The 22,449-nt window shown below is 69.7% G+C and carries 18 protein-coding genes and 1 pseudogene; 7 read left to right on the plus strand and 12 right to left on the minus strand.

The window, feature by feature from the left end; all coding sequences use genetic code 11:
• Window positions 1-26 precede the first annotated feature (26 nt).
• Complete coding sequence (locus QIS96_RS34075; protein ID WP_282546711.1) at window positions 27-1,427, minus strand: FAD-binding oxidoreductase; 1,401 nt, start codon at window positions 1,425-1,427, stop codon at window positions 27-29.
• Between the two features lie 270 nt (window positions 1,428-1,697).
• Between QIS96_RS34075 and hemB the strand changes: the two genes are divergently transcribed.
• A complete protein-coding gene (hemB, locus tag QIS96_RS34080; RefSeq protein ID WP_282546712.1) occupies window positions 1,698-2,690 on the plus strand; it encodes a porphobilinogen synthase in 993 nt (330 codons plus the stop codon).
• Between the two features lie 33 nt (window positions 2,691-2,723).
• Here the strand turns inward: hemB and QIS96_RS34085 are convergent, their stop codons facing one another.
• Genes QIS96_RS34085 through QIS96_RS34095 form a run of 3 tightly spaced genes read right to left on the minus strand, consistent with a single transcriptional unit; the run spans window position 2,724 to window position 4,812 of the window.
• Window positions 2,724-3,122, minus strand: coding sequence for a VOC family protein (locus QIS96_RS34085; protein ID WP_282546713.1), 399 nt, complete (start codon window positions 3,120-3,122; stop codon window positions 2,724-2,726).
• A 50-nt stretch (window positions 3,123-3,172) separates the two neighbouring features.
• Entirely contained in the window at window positions 3,173-4,489 is a 1,317-nt protein-coding gene (locus QIS96_RS34090; RefSeq protein ID WP_282546714.1) for a transglycosylase SLT domain-containing protein, read from the minus strand.
• Complete coding sequence (locus tag QIS96_RS34095) at window positions 4,486-4,812, minus strand: hypothetical protein (RefSeq protein WP_282546715.1); 327 nt, start codon at window positions 4,810-4,812, stop codon at window positions 4,486-4,488. Before QIS96_RS34095 ends, QIS96_RS34090 begins: the two co-directional genes overlap by 4 nt.
• Before the next feature lie 132 nt (window positions 4,813-4,944).
• Between QIS96_RS34095 and QIS96_RS34100 the strand changes: the two genes are divergently transcribed.
• Entirely contained in the window at window positions 4,945-6,153 is a 1,209-nt protein-coding gene (locus QIS96_RS34100; RefSeq protein ID WP_282546716.1) for an aminotransferase-like domain-containing protein, read from the plus strand.
• A 259-nt stretch (window positions 6,154-6,412) separates the two neighbouring features.
• Here QIS96_RS34100 and argS read toward each other — a convergent pair whose 3' ends face one another.
• A complete protein-coding gene (argS, locus tag QIS96_RS34105; RefSeq protein WP_282546717.1) occupies window positions 6,413-8,176 on the minus strand; it encodes an arginine--tRNA ligase in 1,764 nt (587 codons plus the stop codon).
• 322 nt (window positions 8,177-8,498) lie between these two features.
• Between argS and lysS the strand changes: the two genes are divergently transcribed.
• Window positions 8,499-10,292 carry a lysine--tRNA ligase gene (gene lysS, locus QIS96_RS34110; protein WP_282546718.1) on the plus strand — a complete coding sequence of 598 codons (1,794 nt, stop codon included), beginning with the start codon at window positions 8,499-8,501 and terminating at the stop codon, window positions 10,290-10,292.
• Window positions 10,293-10,391: 99 nt separating this feature from the next.
• Here the strand turns inward: lysS and QIS96_RS34115 are convergent, their stop codons facing one another.
• The 3 genes from QIS96_RS34115 to QIS96_RS34125 all read right to left on the minus strand — a co-directional run bounded on the left by QIS96_RS34115 (window position 10,392) and on the right by QIS96_RS34125 (window position 14,024).
• Window positions 10,392-11,738, minus strand: a complete 1,347-nt coding sequence (locus QIS96_RS34115; RefSeq protein ID WP_282546719.1) for a DUF2637 domain-containing protein — start codon at window positions 11,736-11,738, stop codon at window positions 10,392-10,394.
• A gap of 222 nt (window positions 11,739-11,960) precedes the next feature.
• Window positions 11,961-12,848, minus strand: a complete 888-nt coding sequence (locus tag QIS96_RS34120; protein WP_282546720.1) for a DUF3558 domain-containing protein — start codon at window positions 12,846-12,848, stop codon at window positions 11,961-11,963.
• Between the two features lie 165 nt (window positions 12,849-13,013).
• Window positions 13,014-14,024, minus strand: coding sequence for a DUF3558 domain-containing protein (locus tag QIS96_RS34125; protein WP_282546721.1), 1,011 nt, complete (start codon window positions 14,022-14,024; stop codon window positions 13,014-13,016).
• Between the two features lie 294 nt (window positions 14,025-14,318).
• Between QIS96_RS34125 and QIS96_RS34130 the strand changes: the two genes are divergently transcribed.
• Window positions 14,319-15,575, plus strand: coding sequence for an RtcB family protein (locus tag QIS96_RS34130; RefSeq protein WP_282546722.1), 1,257 nt, complete (start codon window positions 14,319-14,321; stop codon window positions 15,573-15,575).
• A 307-nt stretch (window positions 15,576-15,882) separates the two neighbouring features.
• Window positions 15,883-16,281, plus strand: coding sequence for a hypothetical protein (locus QIS96_RS34135; RefSeq protein ID WP_282546723.1), 399 nt, complete (start codon window positions 15,883-15,885; stop codon window positions 16,279-16,281).
• Window positions 16,282-16,426: 145 nt separating this feature from the next.
• Here the strand turns inward: QIS96_RS34135 and QIS96_RS34140 are convergent, their stop codons facing one another.
• Together QIS96_RS34140 and QIS96_RS34145 are read right to left on the minus strand one after the other, a co-directional pair.
• Complete coding sequence (locus tag QIS96_RS34140; protein ID WP_282546724.1) at window positions 16,427-16,639, minus strand: DUF397 domain-containing protein; 213 nt, start codon at window positions 16,637-16,639, stop codon at window positions 16,427-16,429.
• On the minus strand, window positions 16,632-17,471 hold the full coding sequence (locus QIS96_RS34145) for a helix-turn-helix domain-containing protein (protein WP_282546725.1): 840 nt from the start codon (window positions 17,469-17,471) through the stop codon (window positions 16,632-16,634). The genes QIS96_RS34140 and QIS96_RS34145 overlap by 8 nt, the downstream gene beginning before the upstream one ends.
• Before the next feature lie 1,339 nt (window positions 17,472-18,810).
• On the opposite strand from QIS96_RS34145, the gene QIS96_RS34155 reads away from it, so the two are divergent.
• A complete protein-coding gene (locus tag QIS96_RS34155) occupies window positions 18,811-19,419 on the plus strand; it encodes a DUF5753 domain-containing protein (RefSeq protein WP_282546726.1) in 609 nt (202 codons plus the stop codon).
• Between the two features lie 359 nt (window positions 19,420-19,778).
• A complete protein-coding gene (locus QIS96_RS34160; RefSeq protein WP_282546727.1) occupies window positions 19,779-20,162 on the plus strand; it encodes a hypothetical protein in 384 nt (127 codons plus the stop codon).
• Window positions 20,163-20,219: 57 nt separating this feature from the next.
• On the opposite strand, the pseudogene QIS96_RS37945 reads toward QIS96_RS34160, so the two are convergent.
• Both QIS96_RS37945 and QIS96_RS34165 read right to left on the minus strand, forming a co-directional pair.
• A pseudogene (locus tag QIS96_RS37945) lies at window positions 20,220-20,357 on the minus strand (IS30 family transposase); the annotation flags it as partial.
• Between the two features lie 1,617 nt (window positions 20,358-21,974).
• Window positions 21,975-22,433 carry a GntR family transcriptional regulator gene (locus tag QIS96_RS34165; RefSeq protein ID WP_282546728.1) on the minus strand — a complete coding sequence of 153 codons (459 nt, stop codon included), beginning with the start codon at window positions 22,431-22,433 and terminating at the stop codon, window positions 21,975-21,977.
• Window positions 22,434-22,449 lie beyond the last annotated feature (16 nt).

Here is a 22,449-nt window from a genome sequence, read left to right on the forward strand (position 1 = left end):
CGGGGCCCTTTCGCGTACCCGGTGCTCTATCCGGGCGTGACCGTGTGCCCGTAGCGCAGCAGGTCGGCCGGGTCGTAGGTGGCCTTGTCGTGGCGCAGGCGGTCGTAGACCTCCGCGGTCCAGGCGCGGGCGCGGTCCGGCTGGTCGTGCGGGGTGCCGTGCAGATTGACCATGGTGTGGCCGGTGCCGTACGGGGCCATGGCCGCGTACAGGGAGCTGAGCGCCGCCTGGACCGGGGCCGCGGCCTCCGGGACCGGCAGGACGGCGACGGCCTCCAGGAAGTACGCGGCGTCGCGGGCGCAGATCGCGTCCTCGGTCGGCGCGGGGCGGGCCAACGCGCCGCCCATGTGGCGCAGTTCGACCATCAGGAGCGGGCAGTCGGCGGCGCTCGGGCCCACCTGGGCGAGGAACGCGGCGCGCGCCTCCGGCGGCAGCTCGCGCAGGAGCGCGCACGACTCGGTCGCCGGGAGCGGGTCCTGCGGGTCCATGTAGATGCGGTCCATGGCCGCGTACGGCATCTCCTCGACCGTGTCGACCACGACGGGCGCGGCGGCGCGGATCGGGGCCAACAGGCGTTCGCCCGCGGCCGGTTCGCCGGTCCAGGCGAGGACGACGCGAGCCCAGAAGCCGCCGCGCAGCGGCTCGGGGATCTGCGGGATCGGCGGGAGGCGGAGCAGCCCGAAGGAGCTGCACATCTCGTCGGGGACCTGCTCGGTCCACTCGGCCCAGGCCTTCAGGAGCGCTTCGGCGTGCTCGCCGGGGCAGTAGATCCCGCCGCCGAGGACGCGCGCGAGGGGCAGCAGGCCGAAGGTCACGGAGGTGACGACGCCCACGTTGCCCTTGCCGCCGCGCAGCGCCCAGAACAGCTCAGGCTCGCTGGCGGCGGTCACCTCGCGCAGGGCGCCGTCGGGTGTGGCCAGCTCGAAGGAGCGGACCAGGTCGGCCGCGTAGCCGTAGGCGCGGCCGAGGACGGGCAGGCCGCCGCCGAGGGTGTAGCCGACGACGCCGGCGTCCGACGAGGAGCCGTTGAGCGTGGCGAGGCCGTGCGGGGCCGCGGCCTCCAGGACGTGCCGCCACTTCGCCCCGGCGGCGGCCGTCGCGGTGCGTGCGGCCGGGTCGACGCGTACGTCGGTCATGCGGGCGGTGCTGATCAGCAGGCCCTGGTCGATGGGGAAGTTGGCGCCGTGCCCGGTGGCCTGTACGGCGACGGGCGTGCCGGTGGCCGAGGCCCAGCGCAGCGCCGCCACGACGTCGTCGGCGCAGGTCGCACCGACGACCACGTCGGGGGTGTGCAGGGCGGCGAGGTTGAATCCGGTGACTTCCTCGGCGTAGCCGTCGTCGCCGGGGCGCAGCACGGGGCCGCGGATCTCCGTGAGGGCGGCCGGGGCGGGTTGCGCGGCCGGGGCCGGTTGGCGGGTGGTGGTCATCGCATCCTCCGCAGTGGTGCGTACGGAGGGCCGGGGCGGACTTCGGTCAGGCACCGGCGTGCGGTTCATGCGTCGACGTGCGGCCGAATCATGCCTCGGCGTGCGGCGGATGAGAGAGAGGCCGTCGAGGTCCCTTTCTCCCAGGATGACCCCGGGCGCGGGGGCGCGCATGCGGGGTGGCTCCCCTCGTCCCCCGGCGCCGGCGGCCGGCGTCCGGGTCCGACGGGCAGTCGGCAAATCGGGTGTCCGGGCGGGCGTAGCGTAGGCGGCATGACGAAGTACGGAGCCTTTCCGGGTTCGCGGCCGCGGCGGCTGCGGACCACGCCAGCGATGCGCCGCATGGTCGCCGAGACGCGGGTGCATCCGGCCGACCTGATCCTGCCCGCGTTCGTGCGCGAGGGGATCGACCAGCCGGTCCCGATCGAGGCCATGCCGGGGGTCGTGCAGCACACCCGCGAGACGCTGAAGAAGGCCGCCGTGGAGGCGGTCGAGGCCGGGGTCTCCGGGATCATGCTGTTCGGAGTGCCCGAGGACGCCAAGAAGGACGCCGCGGGCACGGTCGGCACCGACCCGGACGGCATCCTGCAGGTGGCGATCCGGGACGTGCGGGCCGAGGTCGGCGACGACCTGGTGATCATGTCCGACCTGTGCCTGGACGAGTACACGGACCACGGCCACTGCGGTGTCCTGGACGCCGACGGCCGGGTCGACAACGACGCGACGCTGGAGCGGTACGCGGAGATGGCCCAGGTCCAGGCCGACGCGGGCGTCCATGTGGTGGGCCCGAGCGGCATGATGGACGGCCAGGTCGGCGTCATCCGCGACGCCCTGGACCAGACCGGGCACGAGGACGTGTCGATCCTCGCGTACACCGCGAAGTACTCCTCGGCGTTCTACGGCCCGTTCCGCGAGGCCGTCGGCTCGTCCCTGAAGGGCGACCGCAAGACGTACCAGCAGGACCCGGCCAACGTCCGTGAGTCCATGCGGGAGTTGGCGCTCGACCTGGAGGAGGGCGCCGACATGGTGATGGTCAAGCCGGCCGGCCCCTACCTCGACATCCTCGCCAAGGTCGCCGAGTCGGTCGACGTGCCGGTCTCCGCGTACCAGATCTCCGGGGAGTACGCGATGGTCGAGGCCGCCGCGGAGAAGGGGTGGATCGAGCGGGACAAGGCGATCCTGGAGACCCTCACCGGCATCAAGCGCGCCGGTGCGAGCACGATCCTCACCTATTGGGCCGTGGAGGCCGCGCGCGCCCTGCGCTGAGCGGGCGCGCGCGACGCACGGGAGCCCGGAGGCTCAGGCCTCCGGGACCTCCTTGTGCACGGCCTCGATGTTGTTGCCGTCGGGGTCCGAGACGAAGGCGCAGTAGGCGCGGTACTCCGGCCACAGCCGGGGCGCGTGCCGCTCCTTGCCGCCGTTCGCGAGCGCCGCCTCGTAGAAGGCGTCCACGGCGGCCCGGTCCTTCGCGGTGAACGCGAGGTGCACCCCGCGCGTCACGTCCTCGCCCGGCTGTGCCGGTCCCACGGCGAAGGACGGGGTGTCGATGCCGTCCTCCCAGTACTCGATGCCGCCCGGGTCGCGGTCCCCCGCGATGACGCCGAGCGGTGCGAGCACCGCCGTGTAGAAGGGCTCGCTCGCGTCGAAGTCGCTCGCGAGTAAGGTGATGTGGTGGATGAAGGGGTACGGCGCGGTCATGACCCCGCACCCTAGGGCGTGAACTCCCGTGTCCGCCACAGCATTTGGACCTACAGCGCCCGGCGGGCCGAGTCCAGGTCGCGCATGAAGTCGCGGCCGTACCCTTGCGCGTCGTCGCTCTCCCAGTACGGGCCGCCGTTGTAGCGGGCCGCGAGCTCCTGGTACTGGGCGTCCGTCAGCTGCTCCGCCGGTACGTCCGCGAACTCGCTCTCCGCCTTGAGGCGTGACAGGTACTCGGAGGCGATGAACACGTTCTGCGTCGGGTCCCTGACGGCCGACTCGACCTCGTCGCGCTGAGCGTCGGTGAGCTCCGCCGGGTCGTAGCCGAGGACTTCGGCGGCGCGCCGGATCTGGATCTGCATCGGGCCCATCGACGTGCGGTCCGCGTCGCCGCCGATGCCCAACTGCCGGGCGGTGTCGGTGACATCGTCGATGACGCCCGGGTCGCCGTCGACCTCACGCCAGGCGATGCCCGCGATGACGTCCGGGGGCAGGCCGTTCTCCTTCGCGGCGGCGCGGATGGCGGCGCTGTTGGCGTCGATCCACTCGCGGCGCTTCTCGTCCGAGGAGCCGGGCAGCCAGTAGCCGGTGTCCTTGCCCTCGGGCAGGGACTCGCTCAGCTCGCGGATGCGGCGCAGGGCGGGCGAGACGGTGACGTCCGGGCCGACCCGCGGGAAGAAGTCCGTCTTCGAACCGCCGCCAGGCAGGCGGGTGTTGGGGTCTGAGCTCGCCTGCACGGCCTCCTCGCGCAGGTCGCCGACGCGGTCGAGGAGGGCGGCGGCGTCCTTGTGGTCGCTGCGGAACTCGGGGATCAGGGCGCGGGCCGCGTCCAGGTCCTTCATCGCGTCGTCGCGCACCGACTCCTCGGCGGCGCGGGCCCGCCGGAAGGCGTCCGAGGCGTCCTCGTACCAGCGGTTCGCCTCCTCGCGGATGTCGTCCACGTCGCCGGGCGCGGTGCGGTCCTGGACCCAGTCGACGACGCCGGAGGAGTCGCGCAGGTCCTCCCAGCGCTTCATGGCCTCGCCGTCGCCGTCCCCGACGAGCTTGCCGAGCCGCTCCGCGCAGTCCGTGCCGGTGTTCAGGTGCTTGTGCGCCTCCTCGACGGCGTCGGCGTACCGCAGGAGCGCCTTCCAGGCGGCCTCGAAGCCGTCCTTGAGCCCGGCGACCAGGGTGCGCACATCGCCGAGGCGGGCGTCGTACCGCTCGCGCGAGGCGCTGACCCAGTGCGTGTCCCCGGCCTTGGCGACGGCCGGGCCGACCGAGTCGAGCAGGTCGCGCATCCGCTTGAACTCGGCCGCGTTCCGCTCTATCAGCGCCGGGTTGCAGTCCTCCAGATACGCGACGTCCGCGTAGTACGTGACGCTCACTTGCTCAACTCCGCACCGTCGAGGAAGGACTTGAAGCCGTCACGGGTCGCGCGGTCCACCCGGGTGTACTCGCCGCCGGTGGTCCGCAGGGCCGTGGACAGGGCGGTGAGCAGGGTGACCAGGTCCTGGTGCTGGTCGGCCGCGTGCCGGGCGAACTGCTCGGTCTTCGCGCCGAGTTCGGGGTGCACGGCGGGGGTGCGGGCGAGGGTGCCGAGGTCGGCGTCGAGCCGGCCCTCATACAGCAACCCGGCTGTCTCGGTGAGGAGATGGGCGCTTCCGTCTATGGAGTGCGGGTCGGCGGCGAAGCCGCTTCCGTCCGTCATGGGGCTCCTCGTGGGGGGAAATCGTGGCGGGTCCGGGTGCGCAGCATCGTAGGCGTCCGTATGCCGAAACAGCGGGTGTAGGGGCCATCTACCTGTCTAGGGTGCGGGAACAGCCGCCCCGAAGGAGTCGCCGTGACCGTGACCGAAGTCCCCGCCGCCACCGCGCCCGTGCCCCCGCTCGCCGCGCGCGCCACCGCCGTCGGCGGTTCGCCGGTACGGGACATCCTGGCGGTCACCGCACGCCCCGAGGTGATCAACTTCGCGGGCGGCCTTCCCGCGCCGGGGCTCTTCGACCGCGAGGGCATCGCCGCCGCCTACCGCGCGGTGCTCGACGAAGTGCCCGAGCGGGCCCTGCAGTACTCCACCACCGAGGGCGAACCGACGCTGCGCGCCGCACTCGCCGCCCGTACGACCGTGCGCGGGCTCGCCACCGAGGCGGACGGCCTGGTCGTCACCACCGGTTCGCAGCAGGCCCTCTCGCTGCTCGCGACCGCGCTGATCGAGCCCGGCGACACCGTCCTGGTCGAGAACCCCTGCTATCTGGCGGCACTTCAGGTCTTCGCCTTCGCGGGCGCGCGCATCGTGCCCGTGCCCTGCGACGCGTCCGGCATCGACCCCGAGGCCCTGGACGAGCTGGTCGCCCGCGAGCGGCCCAAGCTGCTCTACACCGTGCCCACGTTCCAGAACCCCACCGGCCGCACCCTGCCCGCCGACCGCCGCGCCGCCGTCGCCGAGGTCGCCGCCCGCCGCGGCCTGTGGCTGATCGAGGACGACCCGTACGGCGAGCTGCGCTTCGAGGGGGAGCGGGTGCCGTGGCTCGCCTCGTACCCGGGGGCCGAGGACCGCACCGCGCTGCTCGGCAGCTTCTCCAAGGTGCTGGCGCCCGGCCTGCGCCTCGGCTGGCTGCGCGCCCCCGCCGCCCTGCGCCGCGCCTGCGCGGTCGCCAAGCAGGCCGCCGACCTGCACACCCCGACCGTCAACCAGCTAGCCACCGCACGGTACTTGGCCGACAGCGACCTGGACGCCCACGTGGCGCGCGTCGCCGCGGTCTACGGCGAACGCCGCGACGCGATGCTCGCGGGCCTCGCCGACGCCCTGCCGGAGGGCTCCCGTTGGGGGAGGCCCGAGGGCGGCATGTTCCTGTGGGTCCGCCTGCCCGAGGGGTACGACGCCACGGCCCTGCTGCCCGCAGTGGTGGAGCACGACGTGGCGTACGTCCCGGGCGCCCCGTTCCACGCCGCCGAGCCCGACGTGGCGACCCTGCGGTTGTGCTTCGTGACGCAGACCCCCGACGAGATCGCCGAGGGTCTGCGGAGGCTGCGCGCGGGCCTGGCCGGCTGAGGGCAACCCGCACGGGGTGCCGTCGTTAGGTTCGGGGGTACTCGGACGCGGGCTTCGGGGAGTCCGATGACTGGCTGGCCGACCCCGGTGACGTCGAGCTCGTCGTCGAGGTCGTGTCCAAGGGCAACAGCAGGACGTTCCGCTCGGCGGCCTCGTGAAGATCGCCACGACCGAGTTCGCCCGCTACGAGTGACCGAACGCCCGACGGCCCGCCGGAATGCACTGCCGGCGGGCCGTCGGCACGTATGCGGGCGCCGAGTCAGAGGCGCTCGGGCGTGCGGATGCCCAGGAGTGCCATGCCCTGGTGGAGGGTGCGGGCGGTCAGGTCGCAGAGGAACAGGCGGTTCTCCGCGACCTCCTGCGCCGGGCGCGGCTTGATGACCGGGCACTGGTCGTAGAACGTCGTGTACAGCGACGCCAGCTGGTACAGGTACGCGGCCAGCTTGTGCGGTGCGTACTCCGCCGTGGCCTCCGCGAGGAGCTCGCCGAACGCGTCCAGGTGCAGGCCCAACGCCCGCTCTGCCGGGGCGAGTTCGAGCTCCGGGTGGGCGACGGGGCTCGCGCCCTCGGCGAGCCGCAGGATCGACCGGATGCGGGCGTACGCGTACTGCAGGTACACGCTGGTGTCGCCGTTCAGGGACACCATCTGGTCCAGGTCGAACTTGTAGTCCCGGCTGGGCGAGGTGGAGAGGTCCGCGTACTTCACGGCGCCGATGCCGACGTACCGGCCGTTGGCGACGATCTCCTCCTCGGTCAGGCCGACCTTCTCCGCCTTCTCGCGCACCACCGCCGTGGCCCGCTCGACCGCCTCGTCGAGCAGGTCCTCCAGGCGGACCGACACGCCCTCACGGGTCTTGAACGGCTTGCCGTCCGCGCCGAGGACCGTGCCGTACGCCATGTTGTGCGCGGTCACGTCGTCGTTCAGCCACTCGGCCCGGCGGGCCGTCTCGAAGACCATCTTGAAGTGCAGCGACTGGCGCACGTCCACGACGTAGAGCAGCGACGTGGCGTCCAGGTCGAGGACACGGTCGCGGATCGCGGACAGGTCGGAGGCCGCGTAGCCGAAGCCGCCGTCCTTCTTCTGCACGATCAGCGGGACCGGCTGGTCGTCCTTGCCCTTGATGTCGTCGAAGAACACCACGAGCGCGCCTTCGGAGCGGACGGCGACGCCCTTCTCCTCCAGGATCCGGGCGGTCTCGGCCATCATGTCGTTGTACGCGGACTCGCCGACGATCTCGTCGTCCCGGATCTCCATGTCCAGCTTCTCGAAGACCGAGTAGAAGTAGACCTTCGACTCGTCCACGAACCGCTGCCACAGGTCGAGCGTCTCCTCGTCGCCGGACTGCAGCGCCACGACCCGCTTGCGGGCCCGCTCCTTGAACTCCTCGTCCGCGTCGAAGACGGCACGCGAGGCCTTGTAGATCCGGTTCAGCGTCGACATGGCCTGTTCGCCGTCGGCGTCCGTGGCGGCCGGCAGCTCGTCCGGGTGCTCGATGACGTACTGGATCAGCATGCCGAACTGGGTGCCCCAGTCGCCGATGTGGTGCCGGCCGATCGTCTTCTCGCCGGTGAAGTCGAGCATGCCGCGCAGGGCGTCGCCGATGACCGCCGAGCGCAGGTGGCCGACGTGCATCTCCTTCGCCACGTTCGGCTGGGCGTAGTCGACGACCGTGACGCCCGGGTTCTCCTTCAGCGGTACGCCGAGCCGGTCGCCGTCGGCGGCGCGCGCGGCGAGCGTCTCGATGATCGCCCGGTCGGTGACCGTGATGTTCAGGAAGCCCGGCCCGGAGACCTCGACCTCCTTGAGCAGGTCGGCCGCGTCCAGGGCGTCGGTGACCTTGGTGGCCAGCTCACGCGGGTTGCCCTTGGCCTTCTTGGCCAGGGCGAGGATGCCGTTGGCCTGGAAGTCGGCCCGGTCGCTTCGTCGCAGCAGGGGGTCCCCGACGGTCTCCGGCAGGGCGGCTGCGAGGGCGTCGGCGAGGCGCTGGTTGACGTTCGAAGCGATCGAGGTGACCGGTGCCATGGGTATGGGCTGCCGTTCTGGTCGGGGTCGGATTTCAGATTCCGGCCAGTATCCCACGGGGCGGCAAAGGGGTTTTTGGGCGCGTGGCCGGGTGCGGGTCTCGTCGTGGTCGCTCGCGCCCCGCGGCGGAGCCGCTGATGTCACAGCCCCGCGCCCCTGAAGACATGCGCTGCGCGCCGTCTTCCCGGGGAGATGCCGCACGGAGTGCGCATCTCAGGGGCGCGGGGAACTGCGCGCTCAGCCCCCACCGGGCCGCAGTCGCGTACGCACCGGCCGCCCCCTCTGGTAACGCGTTTTCGCCGAGCCCCGGTTAACTGGGACAATGGGACGGCGGGAGGACCCCGCCCCACACCCCGATCACGGAGAGAAGGACGAACCCACCGTGGCCCAGAGCACCGGAGCGGAGACCCAGGACTGGGTCTCCCGATTCGCGGACGATGTCATCGCCGAGTCGGAACGTCGCGCCCCGGGCAAACCCGTCGTGGTCGCGTCCGGCCTCTCCCCGTCCGGCCCCATCCACCTGGGCAACCTGCGCGAGGTCATGACCCCGCACCTGGTCGCCGACGAGATCCGCCGCCGCGGGTACGAGGTGCGGCACGTCCTGTCCTGGGACGACTACGACCGGTACCGCAAGGTCCCGGCCGGCGTCGCCGGCACCGACGAGTCCTGGGCCGAGCACATCGGCAAGCCCCTGACCTCCGTCCCCGCCCCGGCCGGCTCCGCGTACCCGAACTGGGCGGAGCACTTCAAGGCCGCCATGGTGGACGCCCTGGAGCAGCTCGGCGTCGAGTACGACGGCATCAGCCAGACCGAGCAGTACACCTCGGGCGTCTACCGCGAGCAGGTCCTGTTCGCGATGAAGCACCGCGGCGACATCGACGCGGTCCTCGCCCAGTACCGCACGAAGCCCAAGGCCCAGAAGAAGTCCCAGAAGCCGCTCGACGAGGCCGAGTTGGAGGCCGCCGAGGGCTCCGGCGCCGCCGCCGAGGACGACGGCTCGGGCTCCGGCGCGGAGTACTTCCCGTACAAGCCGTACTGCGGCGCCTGCGAGAAGGACCTGACGACGGTCACCGCGTACGACGACGCCACCACCGAGCTGTCGTACGTCTGCCAGTGCGGCCACGCCGAGACGGTCCGGCTCTCCGAGTACGACCGCGGCAAGCTGGTGTGGAAGGTCGACTGGCCGATGCGCTGGGCGTACGAGGGCGTGATCTTCGAGCCGTCCGGCGTGGACCACTCCTCGCCCGGCTCGTCGTTCCAGGTCGGCGGGCAGATCGTCGGGATCTTCGGCGGCAAGCAGCCGATCGGCCCGATGTACGCCTTCGTCGGCATCTCCGGCATGGCCAAGATGTCGTCCAGCAAGGGCGGCGTCCCCACCCCCGGCGACGCGCTGCAGATCATGGAGCCCCAGCTGCTCCGCTGGCTGTACGCGCGCCGCAAGCCCAACCAGTCCTTCAAGATCGCCTTCGACCAGGAGATCCAGCGGCTCTACGACGAGTGGGACAAGCTGGAGGCCAAGGTCGCCGACGGCACGGTCCTGCCCGCCGACCAGTCCGCCTGGTCCCGCGCGGTGCGCACCGCCGGGCGTGAGCTGCCGCGCACCCCGCGCCCGCTGCCGTACCGCACGCTCGCCTCGGTCGCCGACATCACCGCAGGACACGAGGACCAGGCGCTGCGCATCCTCTCCGACCTGGACCCGGCCAACCCGCTGGCGTCCCTGGACGAGGCACGGCCGCGGTTCGACCGCGCCGAGTCCTGGATCAACACCCAGGTCCCGGCCGACCAGCGCACGATCGTGCGGGACTCGGCCGACACCGAGCTGCTCGCCGGCCTCGACGAGCAGTCCCGCGAATCGCTGCGCCTGCTCCTCGAAGGCCTGGACGAGCACTGGTCCCTGGACGGCCTGACCCACCTCGTGTACGGCGTGCCGAAGGTCCAGGCCGGCTTCTCGGCGGACGCGACCGCCAAGGAGCTGCCGCCGGAGATCAAGGTCGCGCAGCGCACCTTCTTCGCGCTGCTCTACCAGCTCCTGGTCTCCCGCGACACCGGCCCGCGCCTGCCCACGCTGCTGCTCGCGGTCGGCGCGGACCGGGTGCGCAAGCTGCTCGGCGCGTAAGCGCGTCGGTCTTCGGCTTTCGGTTTTCGGTTTTTCGGCTTACGACGAGGGCCCCCTCCCGGTGCGGGAGGGGGCCCTCGTCTGTGCGGTGCGGGCCGGTTACGCGATGTGCTCCGCGTCCAGCTCTTCCTGGTAGCGCCTGCGGAATTCCTTGACGTACGGGCGCAGCGTCGACTCGCTCAAGGGGCCGCCGGTCTGGCCGGTGACCCCGTAGAGGTCGACCAGATAGGTGCCGAGCTGGCGGGCGTTGGGCATGTCCTGGTACTCGCTGACGTACTTGCGGAACGCCCCGAAGTACGCCTCCTCCCGGCTGATGTCCTCCGGGAGCTCGTAGGGCGAGGGGGCGGGGCCGTCGAAGCGGGGTTCCTCCTCGGGCTCTTGCTCGGGTTCCGGTTCGGGTTCCGGTTCGGATTCCGGTTCCGGCAGCTCCTCGGCGCGCGGGCCGGGGATGGTCAGGGCGCGGGTGCGACCGGGCCCGGCGGGCACGGGGAACTGCGGGTCGGTGGCCTGCCCGTGCGGCTCGCCGCTCTCCTGCGCGTACTCGGGGTCGTAGTCCGGGTCGTAGCCGCCCTCGTACGGGACCTGCTCCGGGGGAGGGGCCTGGAACCAGGGGCTGGGCTCGGGCTCGGCCCCGTCCGCGGCGGGGGCCGGCGCAGGGGCGGCAGGGTCTTCCGGTACGGGTTCCGCTTCGATGGACTTCCGTAGTACGGGGGCGAGTTGGCGCTGTTCCGGGGCCGACTGCACGGGCGCGGGCGGGAGCAGCGTCGGCTCGATCCCGGCGGCGGCGAGGCCCGCTGGCGCGGTGTCGGCGAGCGGCACCCCGTACTTCGCGAGGCGCAGCGGCATCAGGGACTCGACGGGGGCCTTGCGGCGCCAGTTGCGGCCGTAGCGGGAGCGCAACCTCGCCTGGTAGACGAGGCGTTCCTGTTCGAGCTTGATGACCTGCTCGTAACTGCGCAGCTCCCAGAGCTTCATGCGGCGCCAGAGCAGGAAGGTCGGGCCGGGGGAGAGCAGCCAGCGCGTGATGCGGACGCCCTCCATGTGCTTGTCGGCGGTGATGTCCGCGATCCGGCCGATGGCGTGCCGCGCGGCCTCGACGGCGACGACGAACAGGACCGGGATGACCGCGTGCATGCCGACGCCGAGCGGATCGGGCCACGCGGCCGCGCCGTTGAACGCGATCGTCGCCGCGGTGAGCAGCCACGCGGTCTGCCGAAGCAGCGGGAACGGGATCCGGATCCAGGTCAGCAGCAGATCGAGGGCGAGCAGCACGCAGATGCCCGCGTCGATGCCGATCGGGAAGACGTAACTGAAGTTGCCGAAGCCCTTCTTCAACGCCAGTTCACGCACGGCCGCGTAGGACCCCGCGAAGCCGATGCCGGCGATGACCACCGCTCCGGCGATCACGACACCGATGAGTATCCGGTGCGTGCGTGTCAGTTGCATCGCGGCCACCCGCGAACCCCTCCCTGTTCGGCTTGTTGCGTCGCACAGCCTGGCACATGCGTACGAGCGGTCGCGGGCGGGTAGGCGGCGGGCCGGTCCGTTGAGGTTCTGGGGTGGGCGTGCGAGGAGCCCGGACGCTTCCGCGTGTCCGGGCTCCTCGGGGTTTCGCGTGGCCCGGCCGTGCTGCTGCCGACGCTGCTGCCGACCGGGCGTGACGCGGCGTCAGTGCTTGCTGGGCCGCTTCGTGGTCTTGCCCGAGTCGCTGTCGCTGTCGCTGTCGTCGTCGGAGCCGGAGCTGCCGCCCGAGCCCGAGTCGCCCGAACTGCCCGCGGACGAACCGGTCTTGGAGCCGCTGCCCGTGCCGCTCTTGTCGCTCTTGTTGGCGTCCTTGACGGCGGCGATGGCCTCCTCGGCCGCCTCCTGCGCGTCCTTCGCCATCTCCTTGGAGTCGGGGGCGCCGGCGCCGGCCAGGCCCGCACCGTTGTAGTCGATGACGACGACGGCGTTCTCGACCCGGGCGACCACACGGTGGTTCTTGAAGTCGCCCTCCTTCTTCTTCTGGTCGAAGGTCACCAGGGTGGCCTCGTCGCCGACGCCGTCGAGGACCTTCGTCTTCACGTCCTTGGCACCGTCGAGGTTCTTGGCCTCGTCGATCTTCTTGGTGAGCTGCGTCTGCGCGAGCTTGTCACCGGTGCCGAGGGTGGCGTTGGAGTCGTAGCGCACCAGGCCGACGTTGAGCCAGCGGAACTGTGAGCCCTTCGTGCCGTTGCTGTCGAGGCCCGTCCAGGAGCAGGAGGAGCGCGCCGAGGCGTCCTCGGAGCTGGCCGACTTGCCCGACTTGTCGTCGACCTCGGGGACGAGGTCCTCGATCGTGTCGCCCTTCAGCGTCTCGCAGGCGTCGGGCAGCTCGCTGAACGCGGCCTTCTCGACGGTCGCGGGCTTGTTCTTGCCGCTCGCCGCGGAGGAGGAGCTGCTGCCGGAGTCGCTCTTGCCTCCGCCGTCGCCCTTGCTCGCGTCCGTGTCGGAGGAGCAGGCAGCTGCCGTGAGGATCACGGGCACGGCTGCGCAGGCGGCGAGTATGCGGGTGAATCGCGGTCCTTTTCGGTGCATGGTTCCTTCGCTCATCAGTCGTGCAGTTCGGTGCCGGTACGTGCGGCGGCTCCGGTTCCGTGCGGATTCCGCTCAGCCACGGTACGCGGAAGGTGCGTGGGTCGTGAGGGATACGTAAAGGCGGCAGGGGGTGCGGGGGTGGTTCCGGGGCGGGCCGCGGGAGGGTCAGTCGGCGAATTCCTCGGCGAGCCTGCCCGCCAGTTCCCGGGCCTTGTCCTGCAGTTCCTTGCTGTCGGGCAGCTCCGTGCCACGCGCCGGCTGCTCGTCGTACTGGACGGTCACGACGACGTTGGACGTGCGGAACACCACAGTCACGGTCCGGTTCCGAACCGTCGAACCGGCCGACGTGAGGCGGTCGTCGACGAACGCCTCGTCGCCCAGGCCGTTCAGGACGCGGGGCAGCAATTCGTCCGGAACGACCGCTTCACCCTCGCCGTTGGCCCCATCTGTCCCGTCGGTCCCGTCTGTTCCGCCTGTTCCGTCTGTTCCGTCTGGTCCGGCGGTGTCGTCGGCGGCGGATGCGTTCTCGCCGTCGCTGTTCTTGCCGTCGTTCTTGCCGGGGGTCTTACCAGGGTTCTTGCCGTCGCCGGTCTTGTCGGCGGAGTTCTCGGGGGACTTGGCGTCGTCCGCCGCGTCCGCGGCCGTGCCGCCGGAGGAGGATGAGGCGCCGCCGGAGGGGGAGTCGGACTCGCCGTTTCCGTCGGTCTCGGCGGTCTCCGTGCCGGGGGACGGCTCAGGCAGGTCGGCGGCCTTCTCCTTCTGCCCGTACACCTCCATCGCCCGCGCGTCGTCGCTGACCGCGCCGTCGTACGACACCACGCGCTCGAAGTCGACGTCGAGGTGGTGCGTGGAGTCCGGCGACTCGACCTTCCACGAGCAGCCCACGCGCCGGTCCGTGTCGTACGTGACGGCGGCGGAGCCCTCGTACGCCTTCGCCCGCTGCTCCCGGTCGAGTTGGCTGAGGCCGGGCAGCATGCGGTCGAGCGTGCTGTGGTCGACGGCGCGGCAGGCGTCCGGCAGCGTGCGGTACCGGCCGGGCTCGGCGGTCTGCGTCGCGGAGACCTCGCCGGGCTTGGCGTCGTCGGTCGGGTCGTCGGCCCCGGTCGCGCCCGAACATGCGGTGAGCAGTACCGCGAGGAGAGCGGCTGCGCCCGGGACGTACCCCCTACGCTGCACGGTCGCGGCTCCCTTCGGGTCGGTTCGGGTCGGTCGGGTCTGGTCGCGCGTGGTGATGCCTGGTCGTGCGCGGGTCCTGCCCGGCCGGACGAAAAACGGTTGCCGCCGGGAGGCGGCCGGTGAACACAATGTGTATCGCAAGCGCAGCCGCGAACGCCGGTCGGGCGTCCTGTTTGCAGGCTTTCAGCCGGGTTTTTGCGCGCACAGACTTTTCGGCCCCGGCAGGCCGTCGGACGAGTGGACCTCTCCATGACTCCGCACTGCCGCTGGGGATTTCGGGGGATTGAGGTAGCTATGTCTTATGTAGAGGTTCCCGGCGCGAAGGTGCCGATCCGGATGTGGACGGACCCGGCGTCCGTCGAGGACGTCGCGCTCCAGCAGCTGCAGAACGTCGCGACGCTCCCGTGGATCAAGGGCCTCGCCGTCATGCCCGATGTGCACTACGGCAAGGGCGCCACGGTCGGCTCCGTGATCGCGATGCACGGCGCGGTCTGCCCGGCGGCGGTCGGCGTGGACATCGGCTGCGGGATGTCCGCGGTCAAGACGTCCCTGACGGCCAATGACCTGCCCGGCGATCTGTCGCGGCTGCGCTCGAAGATCGAGCAGGCCATTCCGGTCGGCCGCGGCATGCACGACGACGCGGTCGACCCGGGCCGGCTGCACGGCTTCCCGACCTCCGGCTGGGGCGACTTCTGGGCGCGATTCGACGGCATCGCCGACGCGGTCAAGTTCCGCCAGGAGCGGGCCACCAAGCAGATGGGCACGCTCGGCGGCGGCAACCACTTCATCGAGTTCTGCCTCGACGAGTCCGGCGCGGTCTGGCTGATGCTGCACTCCGGTTCGCGGAACATCGGCAAGGAGCTCGCCGAGTTCCACATCGGCGTGGCCCAGAAGCTGCCGCACAACCAGGGCCTGGTCGACCGCGACCTCGCCGTCTTCGTCACGGACACCCCGCAGATGGCGGCGTACCGCAACGACCTCTTCTGGGCCCAGGAGTACGCCAAGTACAACCGGGCGATCATGATGGGCCTCTTCCAGGACGTCGTCCGCAAGGAGTTCAAGAAGGCCAGGCCGACCTTCGAGCCGGTCATCTCCTGCCAGCAGGAAGATGCCGAAGGTCAGATGAGGACGGTCGAGTACCGCCCTGGTGTCATCAGCTGTCACCACAACTATGTCAGCGAAGAGCGGTACGACGGGATGGATCTCCTTGTCACCCGTAAGGGAGCGATCAGCGCGGGCTCGGGGGAGTGGGGCATCATCCCCGGCTCCATGGGCACGGAGTCCTACATCGTGCGCGGCCTGGGCAACCCGAAGTCCTTCAACTCGGCCTCGCACGGTGCCGGCCGCCGGATGAGCCGGAACGCGGCCAAGCGGAAGTACTCGGCGCGGGACCTGGAGGAGCAGACGCGGGGTGTGGAGTGCCGTAAGGACTCCGGCGTCGTGGACGAGATCCCGGGCGCGTACAAGCCGATCAGCCAAGTCATCGAGCAGCAGCGGGACTTGGTGCAGGTGGTGGCGAAGCTCAAGCAGGTCATCTGCGTGAAGGGCTGAGCGCAGCACTACAGGTGAACGACAGGCCCCGGACCGGGCGAGGTCCGGGGCTTTGTGCTTGCAGCCGGGCGGCAAGGGTCTTGTGCCGTCAGGACAGAGCAAGATCATTCACTACTTGGTGGCGACGCAACGTTTCGGCATGTCCCGGTTTGCGACCCGTTCTGCGATCGTCACTGTCGTCGTCGGGCGTCCGGGTTGTAGACACCCAGAGCCCGTAGGCGCCCTGATCACTCACCTCGCCCCCGACTCGCGGCGCAACCCCCGTGCCCGCTGTCTTCGGGCTTCCTCTGATGCTCTCTGGAGTGCCATGTTCCTCACCACGCTGGCCCGTTCCGCCGCCCTTGGCGTCGGCTCGATCGCACTCGTCGCCACGTCGGCAACAGCTGCTTCCGCCGACGCTTACGCCCCGTACGCCCAGGCCGCCGCCCATGTGTCGTCGAACGGCACGCTCCTGAAGTCCAAGAACATCGACAACGTGACCTGGAGCGGCGGTGGCGTCTACTGCGTGCACGTCTCCGACCCCCGCATCGACCTTTCCGAGAGCGTCTTCACCGCGACCCTCGGAAGGTTCGCCAGCCGGGGCGGAACCGTGCAGGTCTCCATGGGCCGCTCCGAGTGCGGCAACGACCCGCGCACGATTCCCGTGATCAGCGGTGACACCAACGGGAACTTCGCGCCCAACGAGTTCTACCTCACCATCCAGTAGTGCTGCGCCCGCCGGGGCGACCTGCTCGCGGCCTGCGGGCTCCCGCGCTCAAGGGCGGGACATGACGAAGCCCCGCCGTACTCCCAACTCGGGTGTATGGCGGGGCTTTTGATGTGAAGCAGTGGGCCGGCATTCACGAGGGCGACTAGGAAGTGCCCAACTCTCCACCCTTGACGCCCATCACGAAGGACGCGAACGCACCAGTGGCGAACATCAGGTTCGGGCCGTGAGGGTTCTTCGAGTCACGGACAGGAACCTTGCCAGTGGCGGACGCGTAGCTCGGTGCCCACTCCACACAGGAACCACCGTTGTTGCTGTAGGAGGATTTGACCCAGCGCAGGGTCTCGGGCTCAGTCATCGGTACCTCGTAACTGGTGAATCATGTCCACAGACGCAGTCTGCGACAGCGAAACGGCCTGTAGTTGATGGTAGGCCTTCACTAGTGGCAGCACGGAAGCCAGTGTCCGGTCCAGGTTCCCTTGGGTCTCTGATTCGACGTAGGAGACTACGGACCGGTCTTGCAGGGTGAGCAGGTTCACCAAGCGGTCAAGAGGCCGGTACTCGCCGACCGCGTAGGGCACGATCTGGAGCATGGTGTGCGGCTGCTCCGCGAACTCGGTCAGACTCGCCAACTGCGCGTCCATCACGGCCGAACCGCCGACGGGACGACGGACACAGCTCTCGTCCAGCACCGCGATCACCAGGGGCGGCTGCGGGCGCACCAGCTTGGCCTGGCGTTTCATGAGAAGCGAGACTCGTTCGTCGGCTTGATCGGGCGTGATGAGCCCCCGCTTCACGGCACTGTCGGCCAGTGCCTGTGCGTACTCCCGTGTCTGTAGCGGACCGGGAATCAGTCCCACTTCAAACAGCCTGACCTCCGCTGCGTGGGCCTCTTGCCCCAGGTACTCGGGAAAGCCCTCCAGCAAGATGCCGGTGCGGATCTCTCCCCAGGTGCGCTCGAACGACTCTGCGGTCCCGGTGAACCCGAAGGCGGCATCAAGGGCGCGCGAAAATCGCAGAGTTGGAGGTCGCCGACCAGTTTCGGTGGCGGATATGTGCTTGTCCGAGTAGCCCGTTCGCTCGGCCAACTCGTCCTGTCTCCAGCCCCGTTCCTCCCGCGACTTGCGCAGTCGGGCACCGAACGCGGCTTGCGGACTCGCCTCGGGGTTCAGCTCCCTGACGTTGGACAAGGTGCTCTCCTCCGCTCGTACGTTGAAGACGCTCTGACTGTAGGTCACTCTGAATCGCCCCGGTAGCGGAATGGCTACAGAGAGGAGTGGTCGTCATGCGCGCCAAGAGCAGTGCCGCCTCGAAGGAGCACCCCCACGCCCTCGACGGAGCGCCCGAAGTCGGAACCCTTGTGGTCGACACCGTTCGCGATCAACTCGGCTTGTACTGCGGCGAGTTGGGTGAACGCTGGACGTTGCGGCCTGTCGTGGGCAATGCGACGTGGCAGGCCGACCCCAGGAGCGTTCGGACGCCCACCATGCGGGAGCGGCTGAGGGCTGGCACCGTACGCGCGAACGCCCGAAGCCGCGGTGAGCGACTGTGAATCCGGGCCTGATCCCGGATCAGCCGGCCAGCTTCGCCTGCGTGGTCCTGGCGGTGGGCCCCGTATACGGCAGTCGCGAAGTCGTCTCGTACGTCCTCGACAACTTCGAGACGATCTCGCCCGTACTCGCCGTGCGTTGGCTCCGCAGTCAGGCTCGACGGATCGCGGACCGCCTCGACCCCGACCCGGTGCGATCGATGTGGGTGCAGCCTCACATGCAGAGACCTGCCGGGCCCGACTCCGACGGCCCCGAGCGGCTTCGCGCCTGGCTGATCGACAACACCGAACGCGCCGCCCGCGAACGCATCAAGGCGGGGGACGCGCTGTCTCTCGCCGCGCAGGACGCCGGTTGCCTCTACGCCTTCACCATCCAGCCCACCGGCGAAATCCGAAACCAGCAACCACGCTTACGGAGCGGCGGACATGACGACGCAGAAACCGATGGATCACCGCGAGACGTGCGCAACCGTCGCGGAAACCGAGGCAGCTCGTGGAGAGTTGGCGGAAGCTCTCGCGGCTGTGGGAGTCCAGCTGCCCTCGCTGAGGGTCGACACGGTCCCGTACGCCAATGAACCGTCCTTCCCGCTGGTCGATTTGGGGCGCTGCAACGCGGAGACCGCCCTCGCGCTCGCCGCCGCACTGAGGGGCAGGCAGGGGTAGGCGCACGAGCCCCGCTGCTACCGACTGCTTCTCCGCGCGAACACCCCCATGCGTTCGTGCGGAGAAGCGCCCGCCTGCCCCGTGACGGTCCCCCCGGCCTGATCTGGGCAGGCGGGCAACCCAATCTCTCGTGCAGCCCTACCGAGCCGGGGTGCACGAGGGGCGCCGCCCTCTTGACTGGGGAGCAGAGGGGAGCGGCGCGCCCTGCCATGGCCGCACCCGGACGGTTCAGTCCGCCTGTTCCTGAACCGACTGCGCGGAGCGGCCTGGCAGGGCCTGAGATGCAGATCAACCCCACTGATGACAAGGAGAATCCCGTGACCACTACGCAGCCTTGGTCCACGATGCTGGCTGAGGGCGTCGACACGGTGCAGGACAACTTCCTGAACCTCACCCGCCGCACCACGACGAGTAGGCACTACCTGACGGGTGTGGTCTGGGGGAATCTCCAGACGGCCGACTACGCGCGGGCCATGTTCCGGGCCTGCGAAACGATCTTCCCCGTGCCTGGTGACATTGAGGCTGCCGTGGCCAAGCGAGTTGCGCGGGGTGACCTGATCGGTAAGGACGGCCGCGAATACCACGTGGTCATGCGCGCCCCGGCGCTCAAGACTCGCTTTGCCGGGATGGACGACGACGTGGTGCGCGGGCAGCTCACGCGCCTGAGTGAGGCTCTCGACCTCCCCGGGCTGCGTCTGGGCATCATCCCCGACCGTGCCGATCTCAAGACCTTCCCCGGAACGTCGTTCTCGATCCTTCTGGACGGCAGGCAGGTGCAGATCGAGACGCACAGTGCCATCCACATCATCAGCGACCCGGACGAGATCGGCGTGTACGAGCGGGCCCATGCCGGCCTCGCGGAATCCGCTGTGTACGGCGACGAGGCCCGTGCGCTGATCGACGCCGAACTCGCGGCCATCGCCTGACCCTTATCGCACACGCACAGCGCCGTTCCCCGCCTGGGGAGGCAGCAAGAAGCCCCGTCGCTCCGGCGAATTCCAGGGGTCGTTGCAACACAAGTGATCAACTGGCTGGCCAGGAGCTTAGCCGGACGTTCGGCTGGGGCTTCCCAGCCGAACGTTTTGCGCGGTCGCCCCTTGAGTTCGGCGCGGACGACGGTGGCCACCGGCTCGACCTGTGTGATTCCCCCGCTCGGGTTGAAATCGACGAACTCGACGACGGCAGACCGGTCTGTTGTTGATCTTGTCTTGCCTCTTGATCATTCTGGGCCGCATCGCTCCGCCGTCGGGAAGGCCCGGCGGGGAGTCTGGTCAAGGAGAAGATCGTGCGAAAGATCGCCATGGTCGTCGCGGCCGCTGCCGCTCTCGTCGGTGCCGCCGGTGTTCCGGCCGTCGCCGACCAGGACCCGATGAACACGCCGAACGCGCAGGCCGCCGCGCGGGTCTCCAGCGCGGGTGAGCTGCTGTCGGACAAGAACATCGTGAAGAGCTGGAAGGCGGACACGGGCAAGTACTGCGTGACGGTCGCGGACTGGATCGACACCGGCAAGACCATGGCTGTGGCCAACACGGTTTCTGGCAACAACACCAACGCGTGGACGAGGCCCACCTCGGTGTGCGGCAACGCCGAGCACACGGTGACCGTCTATGTCACCAAGACTTCAACGGATGAGTACAGGGACTCCGCGTTCCAGCTGGCAGTCCTCTGACGTCTGAATAACGAAGCCCCCTCCCTTGGTAAATTCGAGGGGTCATTGCAACGGTGATCAACTGGCTGTGGCCAGGAGCTTAGCGAGACGCTCGGCTGGGGTTTCCCAGCCGAGCGTTTTGCGTGGTCGGCTGTTCAGCTCAAGCTCCTGGGCGGGGTTCCTGTGTGCCGCAGATGACAACGCGGGCGGCCGGAACGGCTTTGGCCGGTGTCCTGTTCGGGTTGGGGTCGGGCATGGTCAGGGGGCCGTACGCTTCCCGGCAACTCGGGCAGGCTTTGGTGCCTGCCCTTGTTTGGCACGAGTGGCCCCCTGTCCTTGCCCGACGCGGGCCCCGGCCCGAACAGGTGGCTAAAGCCGTGGAGGCCGTCCGCCCCAGCCACGGAGCCTCGGCTGTCATGAGTGGGCAACTTGGCTGGTGGGCCTGGCTGTTCGGTCCTCTGGGCGTGCGCGGCCTGGTCGTGCCGAGCCTCGATGGTGTGGCTGGCTGCGGGGTGTCGTGCTGTCTGGCTGCGGACTGTCGTAGCTCTCTCTACTCGAACTGGTGTACGTATCGCATGGCTTGCGGCGCGAGCGGCGGGGCCGTCGCGGAGCGGGGCGCGAGACAGGAGCGGTGCGGCGGTACGGCCGCCGCGCCGCGCGGCCCGCGATAGCGGGCCGCCTTGATCAAGTAGAGAAAGTCTTAACAGCCCTGCTCGCTTGGCGGCTTCGGCTCCGCCGCTCGCCTGCCGCTCCGGCGTGGTCGGCATCGTCACTGTGCTTGCGCAGCCAGAGAGATCCGCCTAAGGCGCGGCCCTGTTGGGCCTGTTGGTGTCGATTCATGAGTATTTGCGGTGTCCTGTTCTTCGGGTCGCCGAAACTTATCCACAGCCCGTGCCTGGTGAAGTGGCCTCAGTCGCGTTCGGCGAGGGAGCTGCCCGAAGTCGTCCGCAGAGAAGGGGCGTTAGTGATGCGGGTCACATCTCACGTGGGGCGGTCACGTACGACGGCCTCTGGCTCCTTGGGGCTGTTGTACGCGCGAAAACGTGAAGGTGAAATGAGACAAGGGTGGCTAAAAAGCGCTATTGAGCGAGTTGCCTGGTAGTCGTGAGACTTCCATTCCAGGAAGCAAGTTCCGTCTTGGGCCCGCTAGTTCGCATCGTCCGCGCACTTGTGCCTTGTATGGGCGCGACGGGCGGCTGGCGTGCGACAGGGCGACCGAGATTTCTGAATCGCCGCGCCGAACGGACTGCTCGGCGGGCCTTTATCACGGAAGTCCCGGTTACCGAAACCGGGGATTGTCCGGATGGTTGTGGTCACGAGCGCGGCCGGTCGGCCTCGTGGTGAGCGAAAGGGGGAGGTGCGAAATGGCGGCGAAACATACCCGACGATCGCCGGTTGGCCCAACCGGCCTTTCTCCGGACCCTGGTTCCTGTCGATGCGGGGTGTCCGGCCCCGTGGTGAGCGGAAGGAGGCGGCGTGTGGTCCGCCAGGCGGGACGTGGAGGCAAGTCGTTGTGCCGTGGGGCGGGATATCCGCGTGCTTCAGGGCCGGTGTCCGCTTTCGCGGCCAGGGTGGTGAGTGCGGCCGTGGGCGTCACTCACCACAGCACTTACCGAGGCCGCCGTAACTGAACTGTCATGCGCCAGGCCGGATTTCGGTGAGCGGGGTGGTGAGTGCACCGAGCTGGAATGGCGCGCATATCGAGCAGGACGCGTAGCAAAAGGGAGACGAACGCGGTGAGTGAGGAAGTGGCGGGACTGCTGGCGCAGATCTCGGAGCGGGTCGGGGTCTTGCGCAGTCAGATGTGGGAGATCCACGAACAGGCGGAAGAACTCAACGCTCGTCTTGGCGCTCTAGCTCCTCGACCTTCCCTTCAAGAGCGGACACCTGATGCCTGAGCTGTCCGACCTCCGAGGTCAGCTCGTCCAATTGGCCCAGCACATTCCGAAGAGTCTCGGTGAGGGGCGTGTCCTGAGGGGCCTGGTCCTCCGACGTGGACGGGCCCTTGGTCGGCGCAGCGCTCGCGGTCCACCACGCGGGCTGCCCGCCCTTGGTGGTGGCGGGGTCCATGACGAAACTGCCCCGCCCCTGGACGGTGTAGATCAGTCCGTCCTCGCGCAGGACCCGCAGGGCACTGCGAGCGGTCATGTTGGCGATCTCGAACCGCTCTTGCAGCTCGCGGTAGGACGGCATCTGGTCGCCCGGCTTGAGTCGGCCGGCGGCGATCTCTTGCCGTAGGACGTCAGCGACCCGCTTGTAGGGCGGGCGGTCGTCCGTCGTCGGCTTCGTCATGCGCTCAGAGTAGCCG

It is taken from the genome of Streptomyces cavernicola, assembly GCF_029968035.1.
In the GTDB taxonomy this organism is placed as follows: Bacteria; Actinomycetota; Actinomycetes; order Streptomycetales; family Streptomycetaceae; genus Streptomyces; species Streptomyces cavernicola.

Bases quoted from the DNA above. Each gene is read 5' to 3' on its own strand.
- QIS96_RS34095 (WP_282546715.1), bottom strand. From the start codon at position 4,812: ATGACGGACGGAAGCGGCTTCGCCGCCGACCCGCACTCCATAGACGGA.
- QIS96_RS34165 (WP_282546728.1), bottom strand. From the start codon at position 22,433: ATGACGAAGCCGACGACGGACGACCGCCCGCCCTACAAGCGGGTCGCT.
- QIS96_RS34120 (WP_282546720.1), bottom strand. From the start codon at position 12,848: ATGCACCGAAAAGGACCGCGATTCACCCGCATACTCGCCGCCTGCGCA.
- argS (WP_282546717.1), bottom strand. From the start codon at position 8,176: ATGGCACCGGTCACCTCGATCGCTTCGAACGTCAACCAGCGCCTCGCC.
- QIS96_RS34130 (WP_282546722.1), top strand. From the start codon at position 14,319: ATGTCTTATGTAGAGGTTCCCGGCGCGAAGGTGCCGATCCGGATGTGG.
- QIS96_RS34135 (WP_282546723.1), top strand. From the start codon at position 15,883: ATGTTCCTCACCACGCTGGCCCGTTCCGCCGCCCTTGGCGTCGGCTCG.
- lysS (WP_282546718.1), top strand. From the start codon at position 8,499: ATGGGACGGCGGGAGGACCCCGCCCCACACCCCGATCACGGAGAGAAG.
- hemB (WP_282546712.1), top strand. From the start codon at position 1,698: ATGACGAAGTACGGAGCCTTTCCGGGTTCGCGGCCGCGGCGGCTGCGG.
- QIS96_RS34115 (WP_282546719.1), bottom strand. From the start codon at position 11,738: ATGCAACTGACACGCACGCACCGGATACTCATCGGTGTCGTGATCGCC.
- QIS96_RS34085 (WP_282546713.1), bottom strand. From the start codon at position 3,122: ATGACCGCGCCGTACCCCTTCATCCACCACATCACCTTACTCGCGAGC.
- QIS96_RS34075 (WP_282546711.1), bottom strand. From the start codon at position 1,427: ATGACCACCACCCGCCAACCGGCCCCGGCCGCGCAACCCGCCCCGGCC.
- QIS96_RS34140 (WP_282546724.1), bottom strand. From the start codon at position 16,639: ATGACTGAGCCCGAGACCCTGCGCTGGGTCAAATCCTCCTACAGCAAC.